20 protein-coding genes are annotated in these 20691 nt (G+C 70.6%); 13 read left to right on the plus strand and 7 right to left on the minus strand.

What is annotated here, in order from left to right; translation table 11 throughout:
- Window positions 1-8 precede the first annotated feature (8 nt).
- The gene (locus AC5RVZ_RS10860; protein WP_494066274.1) at window positions 9-1352 is read left to right on the plus strand and encodes an MFS transporter; all 1344 of its coding nucleotides are present in this window, start codon (window positions 9-11) and stop codon (window positions 1350-1352) included.
- 190 nt (window positions 1353-1542) lie between these two features.
- On the plus strand, window positions 1543-2550 hold the full coding sequence (locus AC5RVZ_RS10865) for a LacI family DNA-binding transcriptional regulator (RefSeq protein ID WP_494065764.1): 1008 nt from the start codon (window positions 1543-1545) through the stop codon (window positions 2548-2550).
- On the opposite strand, the gene AC5RVZ_RS10870 is transcribed toward AC5RVZ_RS10865, so the two are convergent.
- The 5 genes from AC5RVZ_RS10870 to AC5RVZ_RS10890 all read right to left on the minus strand — a co-directional run bounded on the left by AC5RVZ_RS10870 (window position 2523) and on the right by AC5RVZ_RS10890 (window position 7325).
- Window positions 2523-3455, minus strand: coding sequence for a nucleoside hydrolase (locus AC5RVZ_RS10870; protein WP_494065765.1), 933 nt, complete (start codon window positions 3453-3455; stop codon window positions 2523-2525). The two genes, AC5RVZ_RS10865 and AC5RVZ_RS10870, sit on opposite strands and share 28 nt — an antisense overlap.
- Window positions 3452-4075, minus strand: coding sequence for a hypothetical protein (locus AC5RVZ_RS10875; RefSeq protein ID WP_494065766.1), 624 nt, complete (start codon window positions 4073-4075; stop codon window positions 3452-3454). The genes AC5RVZ_RS10870 and AC5RVZ_RS10875 overlap by 4 nt, the downstream gene beginning before the upstream one ends.
- On the minus strand, window positions 4072-4980 hold the full coding sequence (locus tag AC5RVZ_RS10880; protein ID WP_494065767.1) for a carbohydrate ABC transporter permease: 909 nt from the start codon (window positions 4978-4980) through the stop codon (window positions 4072-4074). Before AC5RVZ_RS10880 ends, AC5RVZ_RS10875 begins: the two co-directional genes overlap by 4 nt.
- Window positions 4977-5936: a carbohydrate ABC transporter permease gene (locus AC5RVZ_RS10885; RefSeq protein WP_494065768.1), complete on the minus strand. Its 960-nt coding sequence runs from the start codon at window positions 5934-5936 to the stop codon at window positions 4977-4979. The genes AC5RVZ_RS10880 and AC5RVZ_RS10885 overlap by 4 nt, the downstream gene beginning before the upstream one ends.
- Window positions 5937-6011: 75 nt before the next feature.
- Window positions 6012-7325 (minus strand): ABC transporter substrate-binding protein, encoded by a 1314-nt coding sequence (locus tag AC5RVZ_RS10890; RefSeq protein WP_494065769.1) that lies wholly within the window; start codon window positions 7323-7325, stop codon window positions 6012-6014.
- Window positions 7326-7467: 142 nt separating this feature from the next.
- Between AC5RVZ_RS10890 and AC5RVZ_RS10895 the strand changes: the two genes are divergently transcribed.
- The gene (locus AC5RVZ_RS10895) at window positions 7468-8829 is read left to right on the plus strand and encodes a glycoside hydrolase 43 family protein (RefSeq protein WP_494065770.1); all 1362 of its coding nucleotides are present in this window, start codon (window positions 7468-7470) and stop codon (window positions 8827-8829) included.
- A 6-nt stretch (window positions 8830-8835) separates the two neighbouring features.
- Here the strand turns inward: AC5RVZ_RS10895 and AC5RVZ_RS10900 are convergent, their stop codons facing one another.
- Window positions 8836-9594, minus strand: a complete 759-nt coding sequence (locus AC5RVZ_RS10900) for a FadR/GntR family transcriptional regulator (RefSeq protein ID WP_494065771.1) — start codon at window positions 9592-9594, stop codon at window positions 8836-8838.
- Between the two features lie 140 nt (window positions 9595-9734).
- On the opposite strand from AC5RVZ_RS10900, the gene AC5RVZ_RS10905 reads away from it, so the two are divergent.
- The 10 genes from AC5RVZ_RS10905 to AC5RVZ_RS10950 all read left to right on the plus strand — a co-directional run bounded on the left by AC5RVZ_RS10905 (window position 9735) and on the right by AC5RVZ_RS10950 (window position 20040).
- Window positions 9735-11042 (plus strand): ABC transporter substrate-binding protein, encoded by a 1308-nt coding sequence (locus AC5RVZ_RS10905; RefSeq protein WP_494065772.1) that lies wholly within the window; start codon window positions 9735-9737, stop codon window positions 11040-11042.
- An 81-nt stretch (window positions 11043-11123) separates the two neighbouring features.
- Window positions 11124-12785 (plus strand): hypothetical protein, encoded by a 1662-nt coding sequence (locus AC5RVZ_RS10910; RefSeq protein ID WP_494065773.1) that lies wholly within the window; start codon window positions 11124-11126, stop codon window positions 12783-12785.
- A gap of 87 nt (window positions 12786-12872) precedes the next feature.
- A complete protein-coding gene (locus AC5RVZ_RS10915) occupies window positions 12873-14264 on the plus strand; it encodes an MFS transporter (protein WP_494065774.1) in 1392 nt (463 codons plus the stop codon).
- Window positions 14261-15031: a triose-phosphate isomerase family protein gene (locus AC5RVZ_RS10920; protein WP_494065775.1), complete on the plus strand. Its 771-nt coding sequence runs from the start codon at window positions 14261-14263 to the stop codon at window positions 15029-15031. The genes AC5RVZ_RS10915 and AC5RVZ_RS10920 overlap by 4 nt, the downstream gene beginning before the upstream one ends.
- Window positions 15028-15822 carry a sugar phosphate isomerase/epimerase family protein gene (locus AC5RVZ_RS10925; protein WP_494065776.1) on the plus strand — a complete coding sequence of 265 codons (795 nt, stop codon included), beginning with the start codon at window positions 15028-15030 and terminating at the stop codon, window positions 15820-15822. Before AC5RVZ_RS10920 ends, AC5RVZ_RS10925 begins: the two co-directional genes overlap by 4 nt.
- Window positions 15819-16682 (plus strand): phosphogluconate dehydrogenase C-terminal domain-containing protein, encoded by an 864-nt coding sequence (locus tag AC5RVZ_RS10930; RefSeq protein WP_494065777.1) that lies wholly within the window; start codon window positions 15819-15821, stop codon window positions 16680-16682. Before AC5RVZ_RS10925 ends, AC5RVZ_RS10930 begins: the two co-directional genes overlap by 4 nt.
- A 1-nt stretch (window position 16683) precedes the next feature.
- Window positions 16684-17439 carry an SDR family NAD(P)-dependent oxidoreductase gene (locus AC5RVZ_RS10935; RefSeq protein ID WP_494065778.1) on the plus strand — a complete coding sequence of 252 codons (756 nt, stop codon included), beginning with the start codon at window positions 16684-16686 and terminating at the stop codon, window positions 17437-17439.
- Window positions 17439-19166 (plus strand): D-apionate lactonase family protein, encoded by a 1728-nt coding sequence (locus tag AC5RVZ_RS10940; RefSeq protein WP_494065779.1) that lies wholly within the window; start codon window positions 17439-17441, stop codon window positions 19164-19166. Before AC5RVZ_RS10935 ends, AC5RVZ_RS10940 begins: the two co-directional genes overlap by 1 nt.
- A gap of 141 nt (window positions 19167-19307) precedes the next feature.
- Window positions 19308-19544: a hypothetical protein gene (locus AC5RVZ_RS10945; protein ID WP_494065780.1), complete on the plus strand. Its 237-nt coding sequence runs from the start codon at window positions 19308-19310 to the stop codon at window positions 19542-19544.
- Window positions 19537-20040, plus strand: coding sequence for a GNAT family N-acetyltransferase (locus tag AC5RVZ_RS10950; RefSeq protein WP_494065781.1), 504 nt, complete (start codon window positions 19537-19539; stop codon window positions 20038-20040). Before AC5RVZ_RS10945 ends, AC5RVZ_RS10950 begins: the two co-directional genes overlap by 8 nt.
- A 12-nt stretch (window positions 20041-20052) precedes the next feature.
- On the opposite strand, the gene AC5RVZ_RS10955 is transcribed toward AC5RVZ_RS10950, so the two are convergent.
- Window positions 20053-20646, minus strand: coding sequence for an NADPH-dependent FMN reductase (locus tag AC5RVZ_RS10955; protein ID WP_494065782.1), 594 nt, complete (start codon window positions 20644-20646; stop codon window positions 20053-20055).
- Window positions 20647-20691 lie beyond the last annotated feature (45 nt).

A 20691-nucleotide genomic window follows, 5' to 3' on the forward strand; every position in this document is an offset into this window, starting at 1 on the left:
GCACGGCCATGTTCCGCTCGTTCTCGGTCTTCAACTACCGCGTCTGGTTCATCGGCGCCCTGGTGTCCAATGTCGGCGCCTGGATGCAGGCCACCGCGCTCAGCTGGGTCGTGCTCACCGAGCTCACCGACAACGACGCCGGCGCCATGGGCGTCACGATGGCCCTCCAGTTCGCGCCTCCTCTCCTTCTGGTCGGCATCACGGGCTGGGTCGCCGACAGGTTCGAGCGCCGCCGGCTGCTCGTGGTGACCCAGGGCCTGCTGCTGCTGCTCGGCGTCGCCATCGGCATCCTGCTGCTGATGGGCGTGATGACGCTGCCGATCATGTACGCGTTCGCTCTCGGGCTCGGGCTCGTGGCCGCGTTCGACAACCCCGCACGCCAGGCGTTCGTCTCCGACCTGGTCTCGCGGGAGATCGCGTCCAACGCCGTCGCCCTCAACGCGGCATCCTTCAACGGCGCCCGCATGATCGGACCGGCCATCGCCGGTGTGATGATCGTGGCGATCGGCACCGGGTGGGTGTTCCTCGTCAACGGCGTGACCTTCCTCGCCATGATCGTCGCGCTGATGCTCATCCGCACCGACCAGCTGATCCCCCGCGTGCGGGCATCCGGGGCGTCGCGTCTGGCGGACGGCTTCCGCTACGTCGCCAAGCGACCGGACCTGCTGGTCACGTTCGCGATGGTGTTCCTCATCGGCGCGTTCGGCATGAACTTCCCGATCTTCGCGTCGACGATGGCCCTCGAGTTCGGCCAGGAGGCAGACGGCTACGGGCTGCTCAGCTCGATCCTCGCGATCGGCTCGCTCGCCGGAGCCCTGCTGGCGGCACGGCGCGACCGCGCCCGCCTGCGCGTCGTCATCGGCGGCACGGCGCTGTTCGTCGCAGCGAGCGCCGTCTCGGCCTTCATGCCGACGTACTGGCTGTACGCCCTCACCCTCATGTTCACCGGGTTCGCCGTGGTCACGATGCTCACCACGGCCAACGGGTACGTCCAGACGACCACCGACCCCGCCCTGCGCGGCCGCGTGCTCGCGCTCTACATGGCGATCCTCATGGGCGGCACGCCGGTCGGCGCGCCGATCGTCGGGTGGGTGGCCGCGGAGTACGGCCCCCGCACCGCGATCATGCTCGGGGCGATCGCGGCCCTCGTCGCCTTCGCGATCGGCGCCACCTGGCTCATCGTCTCGGGCCGGCTCCATCGCCACGAGCAGAAGCGCTTCCGTCTCACCATCGACGAGACGCGACCGCTCACGGTCGTCGTGCCGCCGGAGGAGTTCAGCGATCAGATCGCCGGCACGACGCCCATCCGCGTGCCGTCCGAGAAGGACCCGCGGGAGCGCCGCGCCGGCTGACCGGAGCGACGCCGACGAGATCCGGCGCACGGCGCTCGAAGCGGCGCACACGGCTCGACGCGTGCCGGCTCGCATCCCAGGGGGAACGGGCGGATGCTTTGGTGATGGCCGTGCGGGGAAACCGGTCCCCTTCGTATGATCGTGTGAGCGATCGGCACGGGCCCGACGCCGGGCTACGGGAGTGGACGAGATGACGCGCACGCACGGCGGACGCGCTGCGACGATCGGCGACGTGGCGCGGAGAGCCGGGGTCTCGCGTGCGACGGTCTCGCGCGTGCTCAACGGCCGCGCGACCGTCGACCGCTCGCTCGTGGACCGGGTCGAGGCCGCGATCGCCGAGCTCGACTACCGCCCGAGCGAGACCGCGCGCAACCTCTCGCTCGGCCGCACCAACACCATCGCGCTGCTGGTTCCGGACCTCGGCAACCCCATGTTCCAGGCGATCCTGCACGGGGCGACGCTGCGCGCCGCCGAGGACGGGTTCCAGGTCCTCGTGGGCGACACGCAGGAGCGCCCCGAGCTCGAGCGCCGTGCCGCGCTGGATGCCCGCCGGCGCTGCGACGCGCTGCTGCTGTGCGCGCCGCGCATGTCGGACGACGACCTCGCCGCCGTGCTCGCGCAGGCCCAGCCGGTCGCCCTCATCAACCGGACGGTGAAGGACGCCGTGCCGCAGCTCGCCATGGACTACCGCCACGCGATCGGACTCGTGGCCGACCATCTCGCCGGGCTCGGCCATCGACGGCTGCTCTACCTCGGCGGACCGCTCTCGAGCGCGTCGAACCGGCTGCGCCTCGAGGGCATCGCCGACGCCGAGCGGCGGCATCCCGGCCTGGTGGTGGAGCGGCGCGAGGTCGGAGCCTCCCTCGATGCCGGATGGGAGGTCGCCGATGCGGTGCTCCGCTGCGATGCGACGGCGGTCATCGCGTTCAACGACCTCGTCGCGATCGGCCTGCTGTCGCGCCTGGACGAGCTCGGCGTTCCCGTCCCGGGCCGGCTCTCGGTCGTGGGCGTCGACGACATCCCCTTCGCGCGGTACAGCCGGCCACGCCTGACGACCGTCTCGGTGCCGCAGGACTCCCTCGGCGAGATGGCCTGGGCGCAGCTGAAGGACGCCATGGCGGGACAGCCGGCGGGCGAGCCGGCGTGGATCCAGGGAACGCTGATCGAGCGTCAGAGCACGGGACCGGCGCCGGCCTGACGCGGGAGCACGCCGGTCTCGCCGAAGTCGGCCAGCTTGGCGAACATGTCCTCGAGGAAGAAGCGCACGTCGATCTGGTCGACCACGAGCACGTCGCCACCGCGATCGGACGGCATGCAGTGGCCTGTCTCGGTGAAGCGCACCGGCGACTGGCGCCGGAACGAGGCGCACCACGGATCCAGCATGAGCGCGATGGCGGGCGAGTCGCCGAGCGAGCGCGACTCGACCGGCACGCGATGATGGCGCGTGTTGAAGTCGACGACGGTCTGCGCCAGGTACCGGCCGAGCTCCCCGCACGGTTCGACGCGACGCCGCAGCTCGGCGTAGCCGACGCTCGCGAGCCGGTAGACGTTCGAGGGCACCTGCCAGATGTCGATGCCGGAGCCGAAGACGACATTGGCGGCGTGGATGTCGTTGCGGAGGTTGAACTCCGGCCACGTGCCGCGCCACTCGCGATCGCCGTACGGGGGTCCGCCGATCCAGATCACCGTCGTATCGGTGTCGGCGATCTCGGGCGCCAGGAGCAGCGCGCTGGCCATGTCGGTCAGCGGCCCGAGGAACCCGATGAACAGCGGCCCGGCGTCCGCCCGCCGCGCCTCCTCGATGATCAGCCGCGCGCCGGCACTGTCGACGGGCGTCTGCTCGTCGGCAAGACGGCGCGGCGCGCCGTTCTCGATGCGCACCGCATCCGGGTCGCCGAGGAGCCCGAGAAGCCTGTCGAGCTCGTCCCGCGAGTCGAGCATCGACCGGTCCGAGCGCTCGGAGCCGAAGTGCGCGGGGATGATGCCGCGGATGTCGAGCGACGGCGACAGGAGCGCATGCACGACGGCGAACTGGTCGTCGGCCTCGTTCTTGACGTCCGAGTCGATGATGACGCGGCGCGTACGCGGGTCGTCGATGATCATGCGCGCTCCTGAGGGTGATCCCGGTCCATGGCGACCGCGGCGAGGACGAGGGGTCCGGGCATGACGATCGCGAGCATCGGCGCGACCGTCACGATGGCGCCGGCCGCGACCACCGCGAGCACGAGCAGCGCCGAGCCGGGGGCATCCTCCGACATCCGTCGCCACGCGATCAGCAGGATGCGGCGGGGCGCGACCCCGCGTCGCCACGTGCCGGCGATGCGCAGCGCGATGGCACCGAGACCGGCGGCCAGGACGATGGGCAGCATCGTCGCCCACAGGTCGTCCCGAGCGACGTACGGCAGGAGCACCACGTCGACGACGAGCAGCGCGGTGACGGCCGTCGGCACGACGAGGTGGGACAGCGGATGCCGCACCACCCGGTCGACGAACGCGGACCACACGCCGCGAGCGCGCACGTGACGATCCTCGGCGCGCGCGGTGCGCAGCTCCTCCACACCGGCGCTGAGAGCGGCGAACCACGTCACGGCGAGGACGCACAGGCCGAACACCAGCACTCCGACGTACAGCATGTCGGAGAACGCCGCGAAGGTCGACGAATGCGGGTCGAGGACGCTCGGTCCGCGCCGCCGTGCGCCGCGGCGTGCCGGCACGGCGGTCATCCCTTCAGCCCCGATGTCGCGACCCCGTCGACGAGATACCGCTGGAAGACGGCGAAGAAGATGATCACCGGGAGGATCGCCAGGACGCTCATCGCGAACATGGGACCGAACGCCGAGGCGCTGGTCTGATCCACGAAGAGACGCAGCCCCAGCTGCAGCGTGAAGTTCTTGGGGTCGTTCAGGTAGATCAGCTGCGGGAAGAAGTCGTCCCAGCTCCAGATGAACGAGAAGATCGTCGTGGTGATGAGCGCCGGACGCATGAGCGGCAGGATGATCGACCAGAACGTGCGGTAGGAGCCTGCCCCGTCGATGAGCGCCGCCTCGTCGAGGTCGCGAGGGATGCCGCGGATGAATTGGACCATGAGGAAGACGAAGAACGCCTCGGTGGCGAGGAACTTCGGCAGCACCAGAGGCAGGAAGGTGCCGACCATCCCCAGCTCGTTGAAGATGATGAACTGCGGGATGAGCACCACGTGCATCGGCAGCATGATCGTCGAGATCATGAAGGCGAACAGCACGGTTCGGAATCGGAACCGCAGGCGCGCGAACGCGTAGGCGGCCAACGCGCAGCTGAGGACGTTGCCGACGACCGTGAGCACCGAGATCGTCAGCGAGTTCCCGAGCAGCTGCCACAGGCTCAGGCCCGCCACACCCTGGACGGCGATCTCGTAGTTCTCGATCGTGAACGCGTGCGGGAACGGCGTGGCGTTCGTGAGGATCTCGGTGCCGGGCTTGAACGAGGACCCGAGAAGCCAGGCGACCGGGTACAGCAGGAGCAGCAGCAGAGCGAGGCAGAACGCGTGCCACACGATGGACCCGACGAGCGAGCGGCGGGGGCGGCGGCGGCGCTCGGTGGGACGTCCTGTGATGAGCGTCGCCGTCGCGTCGGCGGAGGTGGAGGTCATCGGTCGTCTCCGGCGTAGTGCACCCAGCTGCGCGAGCTGCGGAAGATCAGGGCGGTCACGATCGCGATCACGACGAGGAGGAACCACGCCATCGCGGAGGCGTATCCCATGTCGAAGGCGGTGAAGGCGCGGTCGTAGAGGTACAGCGTGTAGAAGAGGGTCGAGTCGATCGGGCCCCCGCGGCCGCCGCTGACGACGTAGGCAGAGGTGAAGGACTGGAAGGCGCCGATCATCTCGAGGACGAGGTTGAAGAACAGCACCGGTGACAGCAGCGGCCAGGTCACGGACCAGAAGGTGCGCCACCGTCCCGCGCCATCGACCGCCGCGGCGTCGTAGAGCTCTGCGGGCACCTGCTTGAGGCCGGCGAGGAAGATGACCATCGGCGCGCCGAACTGCCATACGGCGAGGGTCACGAGCACGTAGAGGGCCAGCGCCGGGTTCGAGATCCAGCCGCCGAGATCCAGGCCGACTGCCCCGAGCGTGTTGTCGACGACTCCCTCCTGCGCGTACAGCGTGCGCCACACGATCGCGACCGCCACGCTCGTGCCGAGAAGCGAGGGCGCGTAGAACGCCGAGCGGTAGAAGCCCTGCCCCTTGCGGGGCCGGTTGAGCAGCAGGGCGATGCCCAGCGCTGCCGCCAGTTTGAGCGGCACCGCGACGAGGACGTAGTTCAGGGTGACCCCGACGGCCTTCCAGAAGCGCGGGTCCTCGAAGAACATGCGCTCGTAGTTCGCCGTCCCGACGAACTGCGGATCGGTGAACAGGTCGTAGTCGGTGAACGACAGCACGAGCGACGCGACCATCGGGCCCACCGTGAGCAGGGCCGCGCCGATCAGCCACGGAGAGAGGAACACCCACGCGGCGCCGTCCTGGCGTGACCGGCGGCGCTTGGCGCGCGGCGCGGCGGCGGGCGGAGCAGATGCCGGAGCCGCCGCCTCGGGAAGTGTGACCGTCATCGGCACTCCTCGTTGTGGCTGGTGATGCGGGAACGGTCGGCCGGGCCGCCGAAGGCGACGGCCCGGCCGGAGCCGTCAGGAGATGGCTGCCTCGAACGTCGCGTACAGCGCCTTCGCGGCATCCGCATTGGACTGCTGCCCGAAGATGATGTTCTCGTAGGCCAGTGTGAAGTCCGCGGGAAGGGTGCTGACCCCGGGAGGCGCGAGGGGCGACGGGTCGCTGAACTCGGACTGGTGCTCCAGGACGAAGTCGTTCACGATCTTGTCGCCGCCCGACAGCGTCGGTGCGAGCGCCTCGTAGTTCTCCGTGTTCAACGGGATGCCGCGCGTGAGGCCCAGGATCTCAGCCGCCTCGGGGTCGTTGATGAGGAAGTCGAGCAGCTTGGCCGCGATCTCGGGGTGCTCCGACTTGGGCGAGACGGCCGCGACGTTGGTGCCGGCCATGTTGATGCCGAGCGTTCCGGTGTCGGACGGCAGGGGCGCCAGCGCCACGTGCTCCTCGCCGATCGTGTCGACGAAGGCGCCGGTGATGGAGGCCGCGATGAACTCGCCGGCGGACTTGCCCAGCGCGAAGCCGGAGTTCTGCATGCTCTGATCCAGCGTCGAGGTGGTCTGCGGATCGGTCGACGCTCCCGACTCACGCAGCCGCTCCATCAGGTCGAACCACTCCTCGAGGTCGCTCTCCTCGAAGCCCAGCTCACCCTCCTCGGTGAACAGCAGCTTGTCGCTCTGGAGCAGCCACGTGGCGAAGTGGGCGATGTACCCGCCCGGGTCGCTGATGGCGGCCTTCGCGCCGCCGCTGGCGGCGCGGATCTTCTCGCCCGCCTCGATCAGGTCGTCCCAGGTGAACCCGGGGCCGGGGGCCTCGACGCCGGCCTCCTCGAACGCGATCGGGTCGTACGCCCAGGCGTAGGTCGCGGTGCCCAAGGTGAAGCCGTAGAACGTGCCGTCGATCTGGCCGATCTTCTGCGTCGCCTCGGGGATGTCCTCGACCGAGATCACCTCGCCGATGTACTCGCTGAGGTCGGTCGTCGCGCCCTTCTCGGTGTACTCCTTGACCGACTCCATCGGGATGAGGAAGAGGTCCGGCTGCGAGCCGCTGGCGATCTGGGTGGCGAGCTTGGGGATGTACGCGTCGATCGCCGAGAACGAGGTCTCGACCGTGACGCCGGGGTTCTGCTCCTCGAACAGGTCCAGCGCCTCCTCGGTGACGACGGCTCGCTCGTCGTTGCCCCACCACTGGAATGAGATCGTCACGGGACCGTCGGAGGCTTCCCCGCCTCCGGCGTCGTCGCCCGCGGCGCACGCCGTGGCCGAGACCACGAGTCCCGCGGCGATCAGACCCGCGCCCAGCGCCCGTCGCCCGGGTCGCCTTGCTGCCTGTGCCATGTCTTGCTCCTCTTTGAGTCGGGTGATGTCCCTTGGTGCCGCGGCCTCGGCGCGTCGGAGGACTCGCTCAGAAACCGGTTCCCCGGTACAGTAGCAGAGGTCAACCGGTTACCCAAGCCGGCCTTCTCAGTGCGGAGCGAGCGTGAACCAACCAGCCCGGTACAGCAATCCGATCGTGTCGTCCGACGTGCCGGATCCCGATGCGATCGCCCTCACCGGAGGCGGCTACGCGCTGGTGGCGTCGAGCTTCGATCGGCAGCCCGGGCTGCCACTGTGGCGCTCGGACGACCTCGTGAGGTGGCATCCGGCGGGGTTCGCCGGCGGTCATATGCCCCTCGTGCAGCCCAGCGGCGGCGTGTGGGCGCCGGCCATCCGCGAGCACGACGGGCGATTGTTCATCACCTGGGCCGACCCGGATCGCGGGGTGTTCGTCGTCGACGCACCGCAGCTGGAGGGTCCGTGGTCCGCGCCCCGGCTGGTTCTCCCGGGCCCCGGCCCGATCGATCCGTGTCCCTTCTGGGACGACGACGGCCGTGCCTGGCTCATCCACGGCTGGGCGCGCTCGCGGGCAGGGTTCGCCAACCGGCTCGACATCGTCGAGGTCGACCCCACCCTCACGCGTGCTGTCGGCCCTGCGCGCACGGCGATCGACGGCGACGCGATCGAGGGCTGCTCGGTCCTGGAGGGACCGAAGCTCCACCGACGGGGCGACGACTACCTCATCTTCGCCCCCGCCGGGGGCGTCGAGACCGGCTGGCAGTACGTCTTCCGCTCACGCGATCTCGCCGGGCCCTGGGAGGCGCGCATCGTGCTGGAGCAGGGGTCCACCGCCGTCAACGGACCCCACCAGGGCGCATGGGTCGTCGGCGCCGGCGGCGAGGAGTGGTTCCTCCACTTCCAGCACACGCCTCAGCACGGGCGCATCCTCCACCTCCAGCCCCTCGCGTGGGGCGATGACGGCTGGCCTCGCGTCGGCGCCGCGGTGGCGGGCGGCCCGCCCGAGCCGGTCGCGGAGTGGCCGTGGCCGACGCCGCGGCCCGCGGCCGCGCCCGTGGCCGCCGCATCCGCCGCCGACGGGTGGCACGGCCGCGGCTCGGCGCCGAGGGATGTCATCGTGGCCGCGGACGAGCGGTGCATCCGGCTGCGGGCGGACGGCGTGCTGGCGCGCCCGCTCGATCGCTCCCGCGGCGCACAGGTGACGCTGCTGGAGGGCAGCGGGTCGCTCGCCGTGGTCGGCGAGGAGCAGCACCGGGTGCGCGTCGTGCCGGGCGAGGGCCGCGAGCCGATCACCCCCGAGGACGGGCACGAGGTGCTGGTCCGCGCCGCTGCGCCGGTGCGGCTGGGGTTCGAGACGGACGGTGCCGCAGCCCGCTTCCACGTCGACGGTCAGCCTGTCGGCGGCTGGTTCACCCCCTCGCCGACCCGATGGACCGGCGTCGAGTACGCGATCGCCGCGCACGACGCCGACGCCCTCTTCGAGGTGGCGCCTGCCGATCCACGCTGAGAGGGTTCAGTGCGACGTCGCGGGCGTCCGCTCGGCGGCATCGGCCGCGAGGCGTGCGGATGCCGTCGCCATGTGCACCGCCATCGCCGAGGCCGCGCCGTCCTCGTCGCCGGCGCGCACCGCGCGATAGACCGCATCGTGCTCGACGATGGCGCGCTGGGCCTCTTCGGCATCCTGGACGGCGCGGTCCGCGTACACCTGCAGCAGCGACCGTGCCACGTGCAGAAGGTCGACCAGCATGTCGTTGCCGGCCGCGGCGGCAAGCGCGTGATGGAACTCCAGGTCCGCCCGCGCGAAGACCGCCAGGTCGTCGATCGACCCCCGCATGCGATCGAGCTGCGCGCCGAGCTCGGCGATGGACGTCTCGTGGCCGCGTGCGGCGGCGAGCCGAGCGACGTAGATCTCCAGACCCGAGCGCAGTTCGAGCAGCTGGGCGGTGTTGCGCTCGCCGATGAGGAGCCCCCAGCGCAGCGTCTGCGGGAGCAGCTCGCTGGCGGTGCCGCGCAGATAGGTCCCCGAGCCGGGGCGCACGTCCACGATGCCCAGGATCTCGAGCGCCGCGAGCGCCTCGCGGACCGCGGATCGGCCGACGCCCAGCGTCGCGGCGAGCTGCCGCTCGGGAGGCAGCCGGGTGCCCGGCGCGAGCGAGCCGCCCGTGAACAGATCCATCAGGCGCCGGGCCACCTCCGACACCGGCGTGCCCGTCGGCAGCGCGCCCAGCGCGGCCGCGATCTCGGCGGACCGGTCATCGGGGTAGGCGGGCATGCGAACAACATACGGCAGTGCCGCGCGCAGGGGTATTGCATTCGGTCAACCGGTTTGCCACACTGAGCCAAGGCGACGCAGGTCGCCTTTCTCGCGGCGATGCGAGGAAACGTTTCCTGACTCGACGAAGAGGATCAACGATGACCGTGAAGAATCGGCGGGCGGTTGCACTGGGACTTGCCGCAGGCCTTGCCGCGGCCGGACTGACAGGGTGCGGCTCCGCGGCGCCCGACGGACCGCAGGCGACGGTGGACCCGAACGAGGACGTCTCGATCACGTTCTCTTTCTGGGGCAACGACGTCCGCGCAGAGCTCTACGACGAGGCGATCGCGGAGTTCGAGGAGCAGCATCCCCACATCGACGTCGACGTGCTGTTCCTCGCGCCCACGGAGTACTGGGAGAAGCGGCAGGTCGAGGCATCCGGAGGCGGGCTGCCCGACGTCGTGACGATGGACCTGGCATACCTGCGCCAGTACTCCCAGAGCGGAACGCTCATGGACCTGGAGCCGTACCTGGGCTCGATCATCCAGACCGATCCGATCGACGACCAGGTCCTGCAGGCGGGCGTGGTCGACGGCGTGACCACCGCGGTGCCGATCTCGACCAACTCCTGGGGCATGTTCCTCAACACGACGCTGCTCGAGCAGTTGGGCGTGGAGCCCTTCGAGGACGGATCCTGGGACGACTACTACGACTGGATCGCCGAGGTGAGCGAGGCCGCGAAGGCGGCCGGCGTGGAGGTGTGGGGCGGGGTGGACCCCAACACTCGCTTCACGAACTTCGAGCTGCAGCTGCGAGCGGAAGGGAAGGATCTCTTCGACGAGGACGGGGAGCCGGGCTTCGACAAGGAGCGCCTTGCGGAGTTCTGGGAGTCCAACGCCCACCTGCGCGAGGCCGGCGCGCTCGTGCCTCAGCAGCGGATCGCCGAGGTGCAGCCGCTCACGGCCTTCGACAGCGCGATCAGTGCGAGCGACACGACCTGGGACAACTCCGGGTCGGGATTCCTCGGCAACCTCGGGGAAGGCTACGAGATCGAGCTGCTGGCACCGCCCCTGTCCGTCGACGGCGGCAAGGACCTCTATCTCAAGGCGTCGCAGATGTACTCCATCGCGTCCAACTCCAAGCAGCCGGCAGCCGCAGCGACGCTGATCGACTTCCTGATCAACTCGCCGGAATCGGGCGAGATCTTCGGCACCAACCGAGGCCTGCCCGCCTCGGAGACCGCGCGCGAGGCCGCGGACCTGGACGAGATGAGCCAGCAGATCGCCGACTACGAGGCGTCGATCGCCGACCGTCTGGGCGACGCTCCGCCTGTGCCGATCGTCGGGTACGGCTCGCTGCACGAGAAGTTCCGCCAGCTCGGAGAGGAGCTCAACTACGGGACCATGACGGTGGACCAGGCCGTGGACGAGTTCTTCGCCGAGATGGACGTCGTCCTCGCCCAGTAGCCGCCGAACGTCCCGAAGCGCCGCGGGCGCCTGGTCCACGACCGGGCGCCCGCGGCCTCCGGGCCCGACCCAGGAGCATCTGTGACCAGCACCGGCGGGCATCGTCGTCCGAAGTTCGGCATCCAGGGCCCCGTCGTCGCCTTCTGGGACCCGTGGGCCGCGGAGGAGTCCGACGCGATCATGAGAACCGGCACCGGCGTCCCGATCCCGGCACAGGACCCGGCACCGGCACCTGCCGCCTTCGTGGCGCAGCTCAGCGAGCTCGGCGCCGACTTCTACGTGCATCATGTGGTGCCGACGGTGCAGGATCATGGCGACCTGCTGCGGGACCTCGACGCCGCCGACATCGACGTCGTGCTCGGCAACGAGTACGGCAACATCAACGGACCGTACGTCGACGGCACCAACCGCTTCGATCTCCCGCCGCAGCTGCTCGCCGAAGCGGCCGCGTCGGGCCGGCTGGCCGGGGTGCTCTACGACGAACCGGAGCACCTGCAGATCCACGCGGATCAGTACCGTCGAGACGACCATCTGCCGCATTTCGGCCGGACCGACGGACTGACGACGGATGCCGCGATCGCCACGATCGACGCGACGGTGCGGAACGTCGTCGCCGAGGTCGCCGCCGCGACGGGCGCCGCGACGCGGGACGTGCCCGTCCTCGCGGAGCAGGTGTTCCCCGTGATGTTCCACACGCTCGCGCGTGCCGGCATGACGCCGTGCCCGAAGGTCATGAAGGAGTCGTTCCAGCCGCTCCAGCTCGCGACGGCGCTGGGCGCTGCGGTGCAGTACGACCGCGACCTCTGGATCTGCGCGGACCTGTGGGGGCCCGACATCGGCCCCTGGCTCACGCGCGCGCCGGGCTTCCCCGGCCACCCGCCGGAGGAGTTCGGCTCCGCTCTCCGGATGGCGTATCTGTTCTCGCCGACGCACCTGTTCGTCGAGACCATCGACGTGCTGGTGCGCCACACCGGCGACAGGGGCTTCGCCGCCACGGCGTATGGCGAGGTGTGGCAGGAGTTCCTCCGGGAGTTCGTCCCTGCGCATCCCCTGCGGTGGCGCCACTCGGATGCCACGCCCGACATCGCCGTGGTCCACGCCGACGACAGCGACTTCGGTCGTGGACATCGGCCGTTCGGCAATCGGCAGGCGACGGCGCCCGAGACCTCGCGGAGCGTGTTCGAGGCGTGGCATCACCTCAGTCGAGGAGCGATCCCCGCCCACGGCAGCTGCCTGCACATCCCCGGCTACGACTTCCCCCGCCACCGCCTGAACCCGGTCCCCCGCGGACGGTTCCCCCTCGAGACGGCGGCATCCGAGGCAACGGCGCTGCACGGGCTCTTCCAGCCGATGCCCAACGTCCTGGCCTTCGACGAGCACGTCACCGAGCGGCACCTCGCCGGCGCACGCCTCATCGTCGTGGTGGGCAGCCGCCTCCCCCGGCAGACGCACGAGCGCCTGCGTCGACGAGCGGATGCGGGCGCCACGGTGCTCATCGCGTCGTGGCTGACCGGCACCGGCCAGCGCGTGAGCGGCCGCGTGGGCGACGGCCGCTGGATCGTCTTCGACCGCTTCGACGAGCCGCACGTGCAGGAGGCGATCGAGCCGCACCTCGGGCCCGCCGACCGCTGGACGCAGCGGTTCGGCGACGTCGAGATCCGCATCCATCCGGCGAGCGCCGACGGACAGCGGCTGTTCTTCGAGATCGTCGATGCGCCGGCGAAGGGCGGTACGCCGGGCTGACCGATCTTGCAATTGGTCAACCGGTTTGACACACTGAGACGGCCGCTCGTGCGGCGCTCGAATCACCGTCGATGAGCAGGAGTCATCGTGGACAACACGCGAACCCCCACCGAAGCGCCCGTCGCCCGATCAGCGATCCGCAAGGTGTCCATCCGCCTCGTGCCGTTCGTGGCGCTGATGTTCTTCATCAACTACCTCGACCGCACCGCGATCGGCTTCGCCGCCCCGAACGGCATGAACGAGGACCTCGCCCTCAGCGCCGCGCAGTTCGGTTTCGCATCCGGCGTGTTCTTCATCGGCTACATCCTTCTCGAGGTGCCTTCGAACCTGGCGCTGCACAGGTTCGGCGCACGTCGATGGCTGGCCCGCATCATGGTCACCTGGGGCATCGTGGCGCTGCTGTTCACGTGGGTGCAGAACTTCGAGCAGCTGGTCGTGCTGCGGTTCCTCCTCGGTGTTGCCGAGGCCGGCTTCTTCCCGGGCGCGATCCTCTTCCTGAGCCTCTGGGTGCCCGCGCAGTACCGGGGCCGGATCCTCATGCTCTTCTACCTGGCGCAGCCCCTCACCACCGTGATCGGCGCCCCGCTGGCCGGCTGGCTCATCCAGCAGCACGAGGTCTTCTTCGGCCTCGAGGGCTGGCGCTTCATGTTCTTCGGCGTCGCGATCCCCGCGATCGTCGTCGGGGTCATCGCGTGGTTCTACCTCAAGGACAAGCCCGCCGACGCGACATGGCTCACCCGTGAGGAGCAGGCGTGGCTCACCGACGCGCTCGAGAAGGAGACGTCGGCCACGCAGAACGAGGAAGGGCACGTCTCGGCGCGCTTCGCCTTCAAGAGCGGGCGCGTGTGGGTGCTGTCGTTCATCTACTTCGGCTTCATCTACGGTCTGTACGCGCTGGCGTTCTTCCTGCCCACGATCATCGAGGGCTTCCAGGAGCAGGCGGGCGTCACGTTCGACGTGCTGCAGAAGGGCCTCATCACGGCGATCCCGTACCTGCCGGCGGCCATCGCCATGTACTTCTGGTCGCGGGATGCCTCCCGGCGGGGCTTGAAGACGTGGCACATCGCGATCCCGGCGATCGCCGGCGCGATCAGCATCCCGCTGGCGCTCTTCGCCGGCTCCCCGGCCGCGACCATCGCGGTGATCACGGTCACGGCGTGCGCGATCTTCGCGGCGCTGCCGAACTTCTGGACGCTGCCCACGCGCTTCCTCACCGGAGCCGCCGCGGCGGCCGGTGTCGCCCTCATCAACACCATCGGCAACCTCGCCGGCTTCTCGGCGCCGTACATCACCGGCGCCGTGCGCGACTGGACCGGCGGCTACGAGATCCCGATGTTCATCGTCGGCTTCTTCATGCTGCTGTCGGCGGTGCTCATGGTGCTCATCGCCCGCCGTCAGCGCGGCGACGAGGCGCGCCGCGACGACGACGCGCACGTGGAGGCGCAGCGGGTGGGCGCCGGGGAGGACGCGCAGCGATGACCCGGGTCACGGTGGGGATGAGCCTGAAGGCCTACTTCGGGCGCGAGCAGGCGCGGGCCTGGTTCCGCCAGGTGGCCGACCGCGTGCGCGACCACGAGGCACTGAGCGGTGCGCGCGTGGACGTGTTCGTCATCCCCACCTACCTGCAGATCGACGACGCGGTCGCCGGTTTCGCCGGCACGGGCGTCGCCATCGGGGCGCAGGACGTCTCGGCCTACCCCGCAGGCGCGTACACCGGCGAGGTCACGGCGTCCGAGCTCGCCCAGACCGGCGTGACGTATGCCGAGGTGGGCCACGCCGAACGACGACGCCTCTTCGGGGAGACCGATGAGGACGTCGCCGCCAAGGTGACCGCCAGCCTCGCCGCCGGCGTCACCCCCGTCATCTGCGTCGGCGAGACCGAGCGGATGGTCGCCTCGGCCGCCGCCGAGGCGACCGTGGCCCAGCTGCGCGCGAACCTCCACGGCGCGCCCGAGGGTCGGGTGGTGGTCGCTTACGAGCCCATCTGGGCCATCGGCGCCCCGGAACCCGCACCTGCCGCGCACATCGCCACGGTGACCCGCGCGCTGCGCACGGCGCTGACGGCGTCGACCGCCCGCACCGGCAGCGTCGTCATCTACGGTGGATCGGCGGGACCGGGTCTGCTCACCCAGCTCGGAGACGACGTCGACGGGCTCTTCCTCGGCCGGTTCGCGCACGATCCGGACGCCTTCGTCGCCGTCCTCGACGAGGCATCCGGTCTCTGCACGAGGCGGGAGGCGGCATGATCGGGCTCGGGACCTACGCGTTCTTCTGGCAGCACTCCGAGCGTGCGCCCCAGCCGCTGTCGCTCACCGGCGCCTTCGAGGCGACACGGGAGCTCGGCGTCGACCTCTTCCAGATCTGCGACTACGACCCGCTGGTGCGGATGCCCGACGCAGAGCTGACGGATGCCGCCGCCGCGGCGCGCGATCTGGGGCTCACCATCGAGCTCGGCACCAAGGGCCTCGAGCCGGAGCGGCTGGCCCGCTTCCTGGAGATCGCGGGCATCTTCGACGCGCGACTGGTGCGCAGCATGCTCTACTCCCCCGAGAGCCGACCCACCCTCGACGAGGCCGAGGCGTGGCTGCGCGCCGCCCTGCCCGCGTACGAGGCATCCGGTGTGACCCTGGCGCTGGAGACGTACGAGCAGCTGGCGACGAGCGACCTCGTGGGGCTGGTCGAGCGCGTCGGGAGCGAGCACCTCGGCATCTGCCTGGACCCGGGCAACGTCGTGGCACGTCTGGAGCGCCCGCGCGACTGCGTCGAACTGACCGCGCCGCTGGTGAAGAACGTCCACGTGAAGGACTTCGCCTTCGCCCGGCAGCCCGGGTGGGTGGGCTTCACCTACAGCGGCGCCCCCATGGGTTCAGGCCTCCACGACTATCCGCACCTGCTGCGCACCGTCCGCCCACGCGAGCGCGGGATCAACGAGATCGTCGAGCACTGGCTGCCGTGGCAGGAAGACGCACAGACCACCATTCGAATCGAGCGGGAGTGGACCCGCACCACCGTCGAGTATCTGAGGAGCACGACATGACCACCACCACGAACACGCACAAGATCGCCGTCATCGGAGCGGGCGGCAAGATGGGGATGCGGGTCTCGAACAACCTCGTCAAGACCGACCACACGGTCTGGTACGTCGAGAACTCCCCCGCCGGTCAGCAGCGCACCATCGAGGCCGGCCGTGAGATCACCGACGCGCCGACCGCCGTCGCCGACGCCGACATCGTCGTCCTCGCGGTGCCCGACCTCGCCCTCGCATCGGTCACGGCCGAGCTCGTGCCGCAGCTGAAGTCGGGCGCGATCGTCCTCACCCTGGACCCCGCCGCCGCGTATGCCGGCCTGCTCACCACGCGTGAGGACGTCATCCAGGCCGTCGCCCACCCCTGCCACCCGTCGGTCTTCCTCGAGCGCACCACGAAGGAGGAGTGGGCCGACACGTTCGGCGGCATCGCCGCGCCGCAGGATGCCATCGCCGCGATCGAGTCCGACGACCCGGCTAAGAAGGCGATCGTCGAGGCGACCGTCCGCGCGATCTACGCGCCGGTCATCGACGTGCACTGGGTGACGATCAAGCAGCTCGCGCAGCTGGAGCCGACGCTGGTCGAGACCGTCGCCTGCATGATCGGGGCGCTCCTGAACGAAGCCCTCGACGAGGCGATCCACACCATGGGCGTGCCCGAGGCGGCGGCCCGCAGCATCCTGTACGGCCACACGCAGGTCGCGCTCGCCAACGGCCTCCGCGGCGACAACCCCTTCTCGGACGCATGCCTCATCGCGATGGACTACGGCCGCGAGAGCATCATCAAGGAGGACTGGAAGAAGATCTTCCGCGACGACGAGCTCGACAAGAACCTCGCCCGGATGCTGCACCTCGACAAGATCGAGCGCTGACATGGGGCAGCTGGAGGGCAAGACCGCGCTGATCACCGGTGCGGCGCTGGGCATCGGGCTGGCGGTCGCGAACCGCTTCGCCCGCGAGGGCGCGCGCGTCGTGCTGGCCGATCGCAACGGCGAGGGTGCCGCGCGCGCCGCGGCCGAGATCGGCGAGAGCGCCCGCGCGGTGACGATGGACATCTCGGACGAGGACGCGGTGGCCGGGGGCTTCGCCGAGGTCGAAGCGGCCGGCTGGGCACCTGATGTGGTGGTCGCCAACGCGGGCGTGCAGCTGTTCGGGCAGGACGCGCCGGCGGCGGATCTCGAGCTGGACGTCTGGCGGCGGACGATCGACATCAACCTGACCGGGACGTTCCTGACCGTCAAGCACGCCGTGCGGTCGATGCTGCCGCGAGGCGGCGGGTCGATCATCCTGACCGGAAGCCCGACGGGGGTCAACGGCGAGGGCAAGGACTTCACGGCGTACAGCGCCTCGAAGGCCGGCATCCACGGTCTCGGCCGCACGGTGGCAGCGGCGTACGCGGCGAAGGGCATCCGCGTCAACACGGTGCAGCCGGCGTACACCGAGACGCCGCTCGTCAGCGCCATCACGGAGGACCCCGAGTCGCGCGCCGCGATCATCGGCCGGATCCCGCTCGGCCGGGCGGGCACGCCCGACGACGTGGCGGGCATCATGGTGTACCTGGCCAGCGACGACGGCGCGTTCGCGACCGGCGCGCTGTTCTCGGTCGACGGAGGGATGACGACGCTCTGATGACGGACGTGTGGGTCGGCGACGAGCCGCGGATCTGGCGCGGCGGCCCGTGGTCGCTCGAGGTGCGCGACGATGAGCTCGCCGACCTCGCGTTCCACGGGCAGGTCGTGCTGCGATCGGTGCGGGCGGTGGTGCGTGACCGCAACTGGGACACCCCGCCGCTCGTGGTCGACCGCATCGATGAGAGCGAGCTGGCGATCACGCTGCACGTGCGGTCCGAGGGGCGCGGCTCCGACCTGCGCGGCGTCGTGCGCGCCGAAGTGCGGGGGGACCGGCTCGTCGTGCTCACCGACCTGGAGTCGCAGAACGAGTTCTGGACCAACCGGACCGGGCTCGTGGTCCTCCACCCGCCCGTACTCGCCGGCGCCGCGCTGCGGATCACCCACGGCGACGGCGCGGTCGAGGAGACCGCCTTCCCCACGGCGATCAGCCCGCACCAGCCCGCCTTCGACATCGCCGGTCTCGCCTGGACCGCGGCGGGACTCGACGTGGAGCTGCGGTTCTCGGGCGACGTGTTCGAGATGGAGGACCAGCGCAACTGGACGGATGCCTCGTACAAGACGTACAGCCGTCCCCTCGCGCTTCCCTTCCCCTACCGGCTCGCCGCGGGTGACCGCGTGGTGCAGTCGATCGAGCTGACCGTGAGCGGCGAACCCGCCGAGAAGGACGCGTCGGACGGGTCGACGATCCGTCTGGGACTCGGCGAGCCGCTGCCGGCGATCGCGGTGAGCGCGGCTACGGCGCCTGACCCGGCGCCGCCCCTTCAGCCGGTCGGGGCCGCCGTCCTCGTCGAGCTGGATCTGGCGACCCGCAACTGGCGAGCCGCACTCGACCGCGCCGCGGCATCCGGTCTGCCGCTGGATGTGCGGTTCGTCCTGTCCGACAGCGAGCCCGGCGCGATCTACGACGGGGTGGTCGCCCTTCGGGACCGGCCGGTCGCGCGGGTGAGCGCGTACTGGCCCACCGGTCCCGCCCGACATGTCTCCGACGTCGCGGCGACGGCACTGCTGCGCACCGCGCTGACGGACGCCGGTGTCCACGCACCCGTGGTCGGCGGCGCCCGGTCGCATTTCACGGAGCTGAACCGGGAGCACCATCGGCTGCCGGCGGACCTCGACGGGATCGTGTTCAGCGTCACGCCGCTGTTCCACAGCCTTGGCACGGCGCAGCTGGTGGAGTCCGTTGCGATGCAGCGCCTGGTCGCCACGCAGGCGACCGAGATCGCCGGGGGCCGTCCCGTGCATATCGGGCCGGTGTCGCTGCGACCGCATTTCAACGACGTCGCGACCACGCCGCCGCCGATGCCCGCACACGACGATCTGCGCGAGGGCTACGGGTCGGCTCTGATCGACACCGCCGACGCCCGCCAGACGGCACCGCAGCTGGCGGCGTGGGCGGTCGCGAGCGCGGCAGCCCTCGCGGTCCCCGGCGTGGCGACGCTCACGATGTTCGAGGAGTGGGGTGCGCGCGGACTGGTGGATGCCGCGGGCGAGGCGTACCCGGTGCGCGAGGCGGTCGCGGCTGTGGCCGAACTGAGCGGCAAGCCGGGGCTCCGCGGCGGCTCGCCGGACGGCCTGGTGTGGGCCGTCGGCGCCCGCACCGACGACGGCGACATCGTGCTGGCCGCGAACCTCGACCGCGTCCCGCGGTCCGTGTCCGTCGTGATGCCGGATGGCCAGGCGCGCTCGGCGGAGCTTGCGGCGGGCACGTTCCAGCGCCTTCCCTGACGCCTCCGCAAGCCGACCCGCCTGACTCGACGAGGAGACCCATGACCGAGCACTGGATGCGCCTGCTTCAGGAGCACATTCCGCGACAGCGGCATCCCGCTCACGGGCCCGCTCGCGAGCCTCGACGTGTGGGATCACCAGATGGCGATCTCGCCGGCGCCGGGTGCGCCGGAGAAGACACTGTGGCGCGACCGCCTCGTCATCGGCGGCCCGACGGCGCTCGCGCTGTGGCCGGGGCTGTGGGCGGTGTGGCAGTGGCGAGGCGCGCGCATCCGGGCCCTCGCCCCGACCTGGGCGCACGACCCCGAGCCGACGGCACCCGACACGACGGCGGGAGATCCCGTCGATGCCGCCCCGCCCGAGCACTCCGGTGGGTGAGCTGGTCATCCGGCGCGCGACCGTCGACGACGCCCGCGCCATCGCGAGAGTGCAACGGCAGTCCTGGCGCGAGACCTACACCGGGAAGCTTCCGGATGCCGTCGTCCGCGGCCGCCCACTCGCCGCCCGGGCCGCAGCGCTGCGACGGCTGATCGCCGGTGAGACGTCCCGAGGCATCCAGCCGGTGTGGGTGGCCGAGATCACCGGGGACGTCGTGGGCTTCGCCTGGGCCGGTCCGTCGCGGGATGCCGACCGGGCCGGCCGGCTCGAGCTGTTCACGATCTACGTGCTGAGGGCGCACCAGGGCACGGGCGCGGGGCAAGGACTGCTGGAAGCGGCGATCGGCTCGGCCGACGCGTCGCTGTGGATGCTGGAGGACAACCCGCGGGCCCGCCGCTTCTACGAGCGCAACGGCTTCGTCGCCGACGGGACGTGCAAGGACGACGACCGGCTCGGCGGTGCGCGCGAGATCCGGATGGTGCGCGGCGAGCGCTGAGCCGGCCGGTCGTCAGGATCGCGGGATGACGGTGAGGACGCGCGCGACGTACTCGAGGAACTTCTCCATGAACATGCGGAGGAACTCCTCGGTCTCGGGCACCGTCACCTCGCCGTCCGCTTCGATCAGCCCCGGCGTGAAGTGGATGTACGCCTCGGGCGTGGTCATCTGCCGCGCGTTGAGGAAGCTCAAGGTGGCACGAAGGGACTGCTGGCCGACGGCGGTGCCGATCTGCCCGGCGGAAGCGCCGATGACCCCGGTCGGCTTGTCGGACCAGGCGTTCTGGCCCCACGGCCTGCTCCCCCAGTCGATCGCGTTCTTGAGCGCGCCCGGCAGGGAGCGGTTGTACTCCGGCGTCACGAACAGCACCGCGTCCGCGGAGCGCACCGCTTCTTTGAAGTCCAGCGCCACCTGCGGGTAGTCCGCGTCGAGGTCCCGGTTGTACAGCGGAAGGTCGCCGTACGGGATCTCGAAGAACTCGAGCTCCCGCGGCGCGACCCGCTGCAGCGCCATGGCCAGCCGCCGGTTGATGGATTCCCGGGACAGGCTCCCGACGATGACCCCCACGCGGTACGGCGGCTCGTGTTCGATGATCTGGATGTCCATGCGCCCAGGGTGCGGTCGCGACGGCGCTCCGACAGCCCCCTGGAC

The sequence above is a fragment of the Arthrobacter sp. Cza30 genome (genome assembly GCF_059090765.1).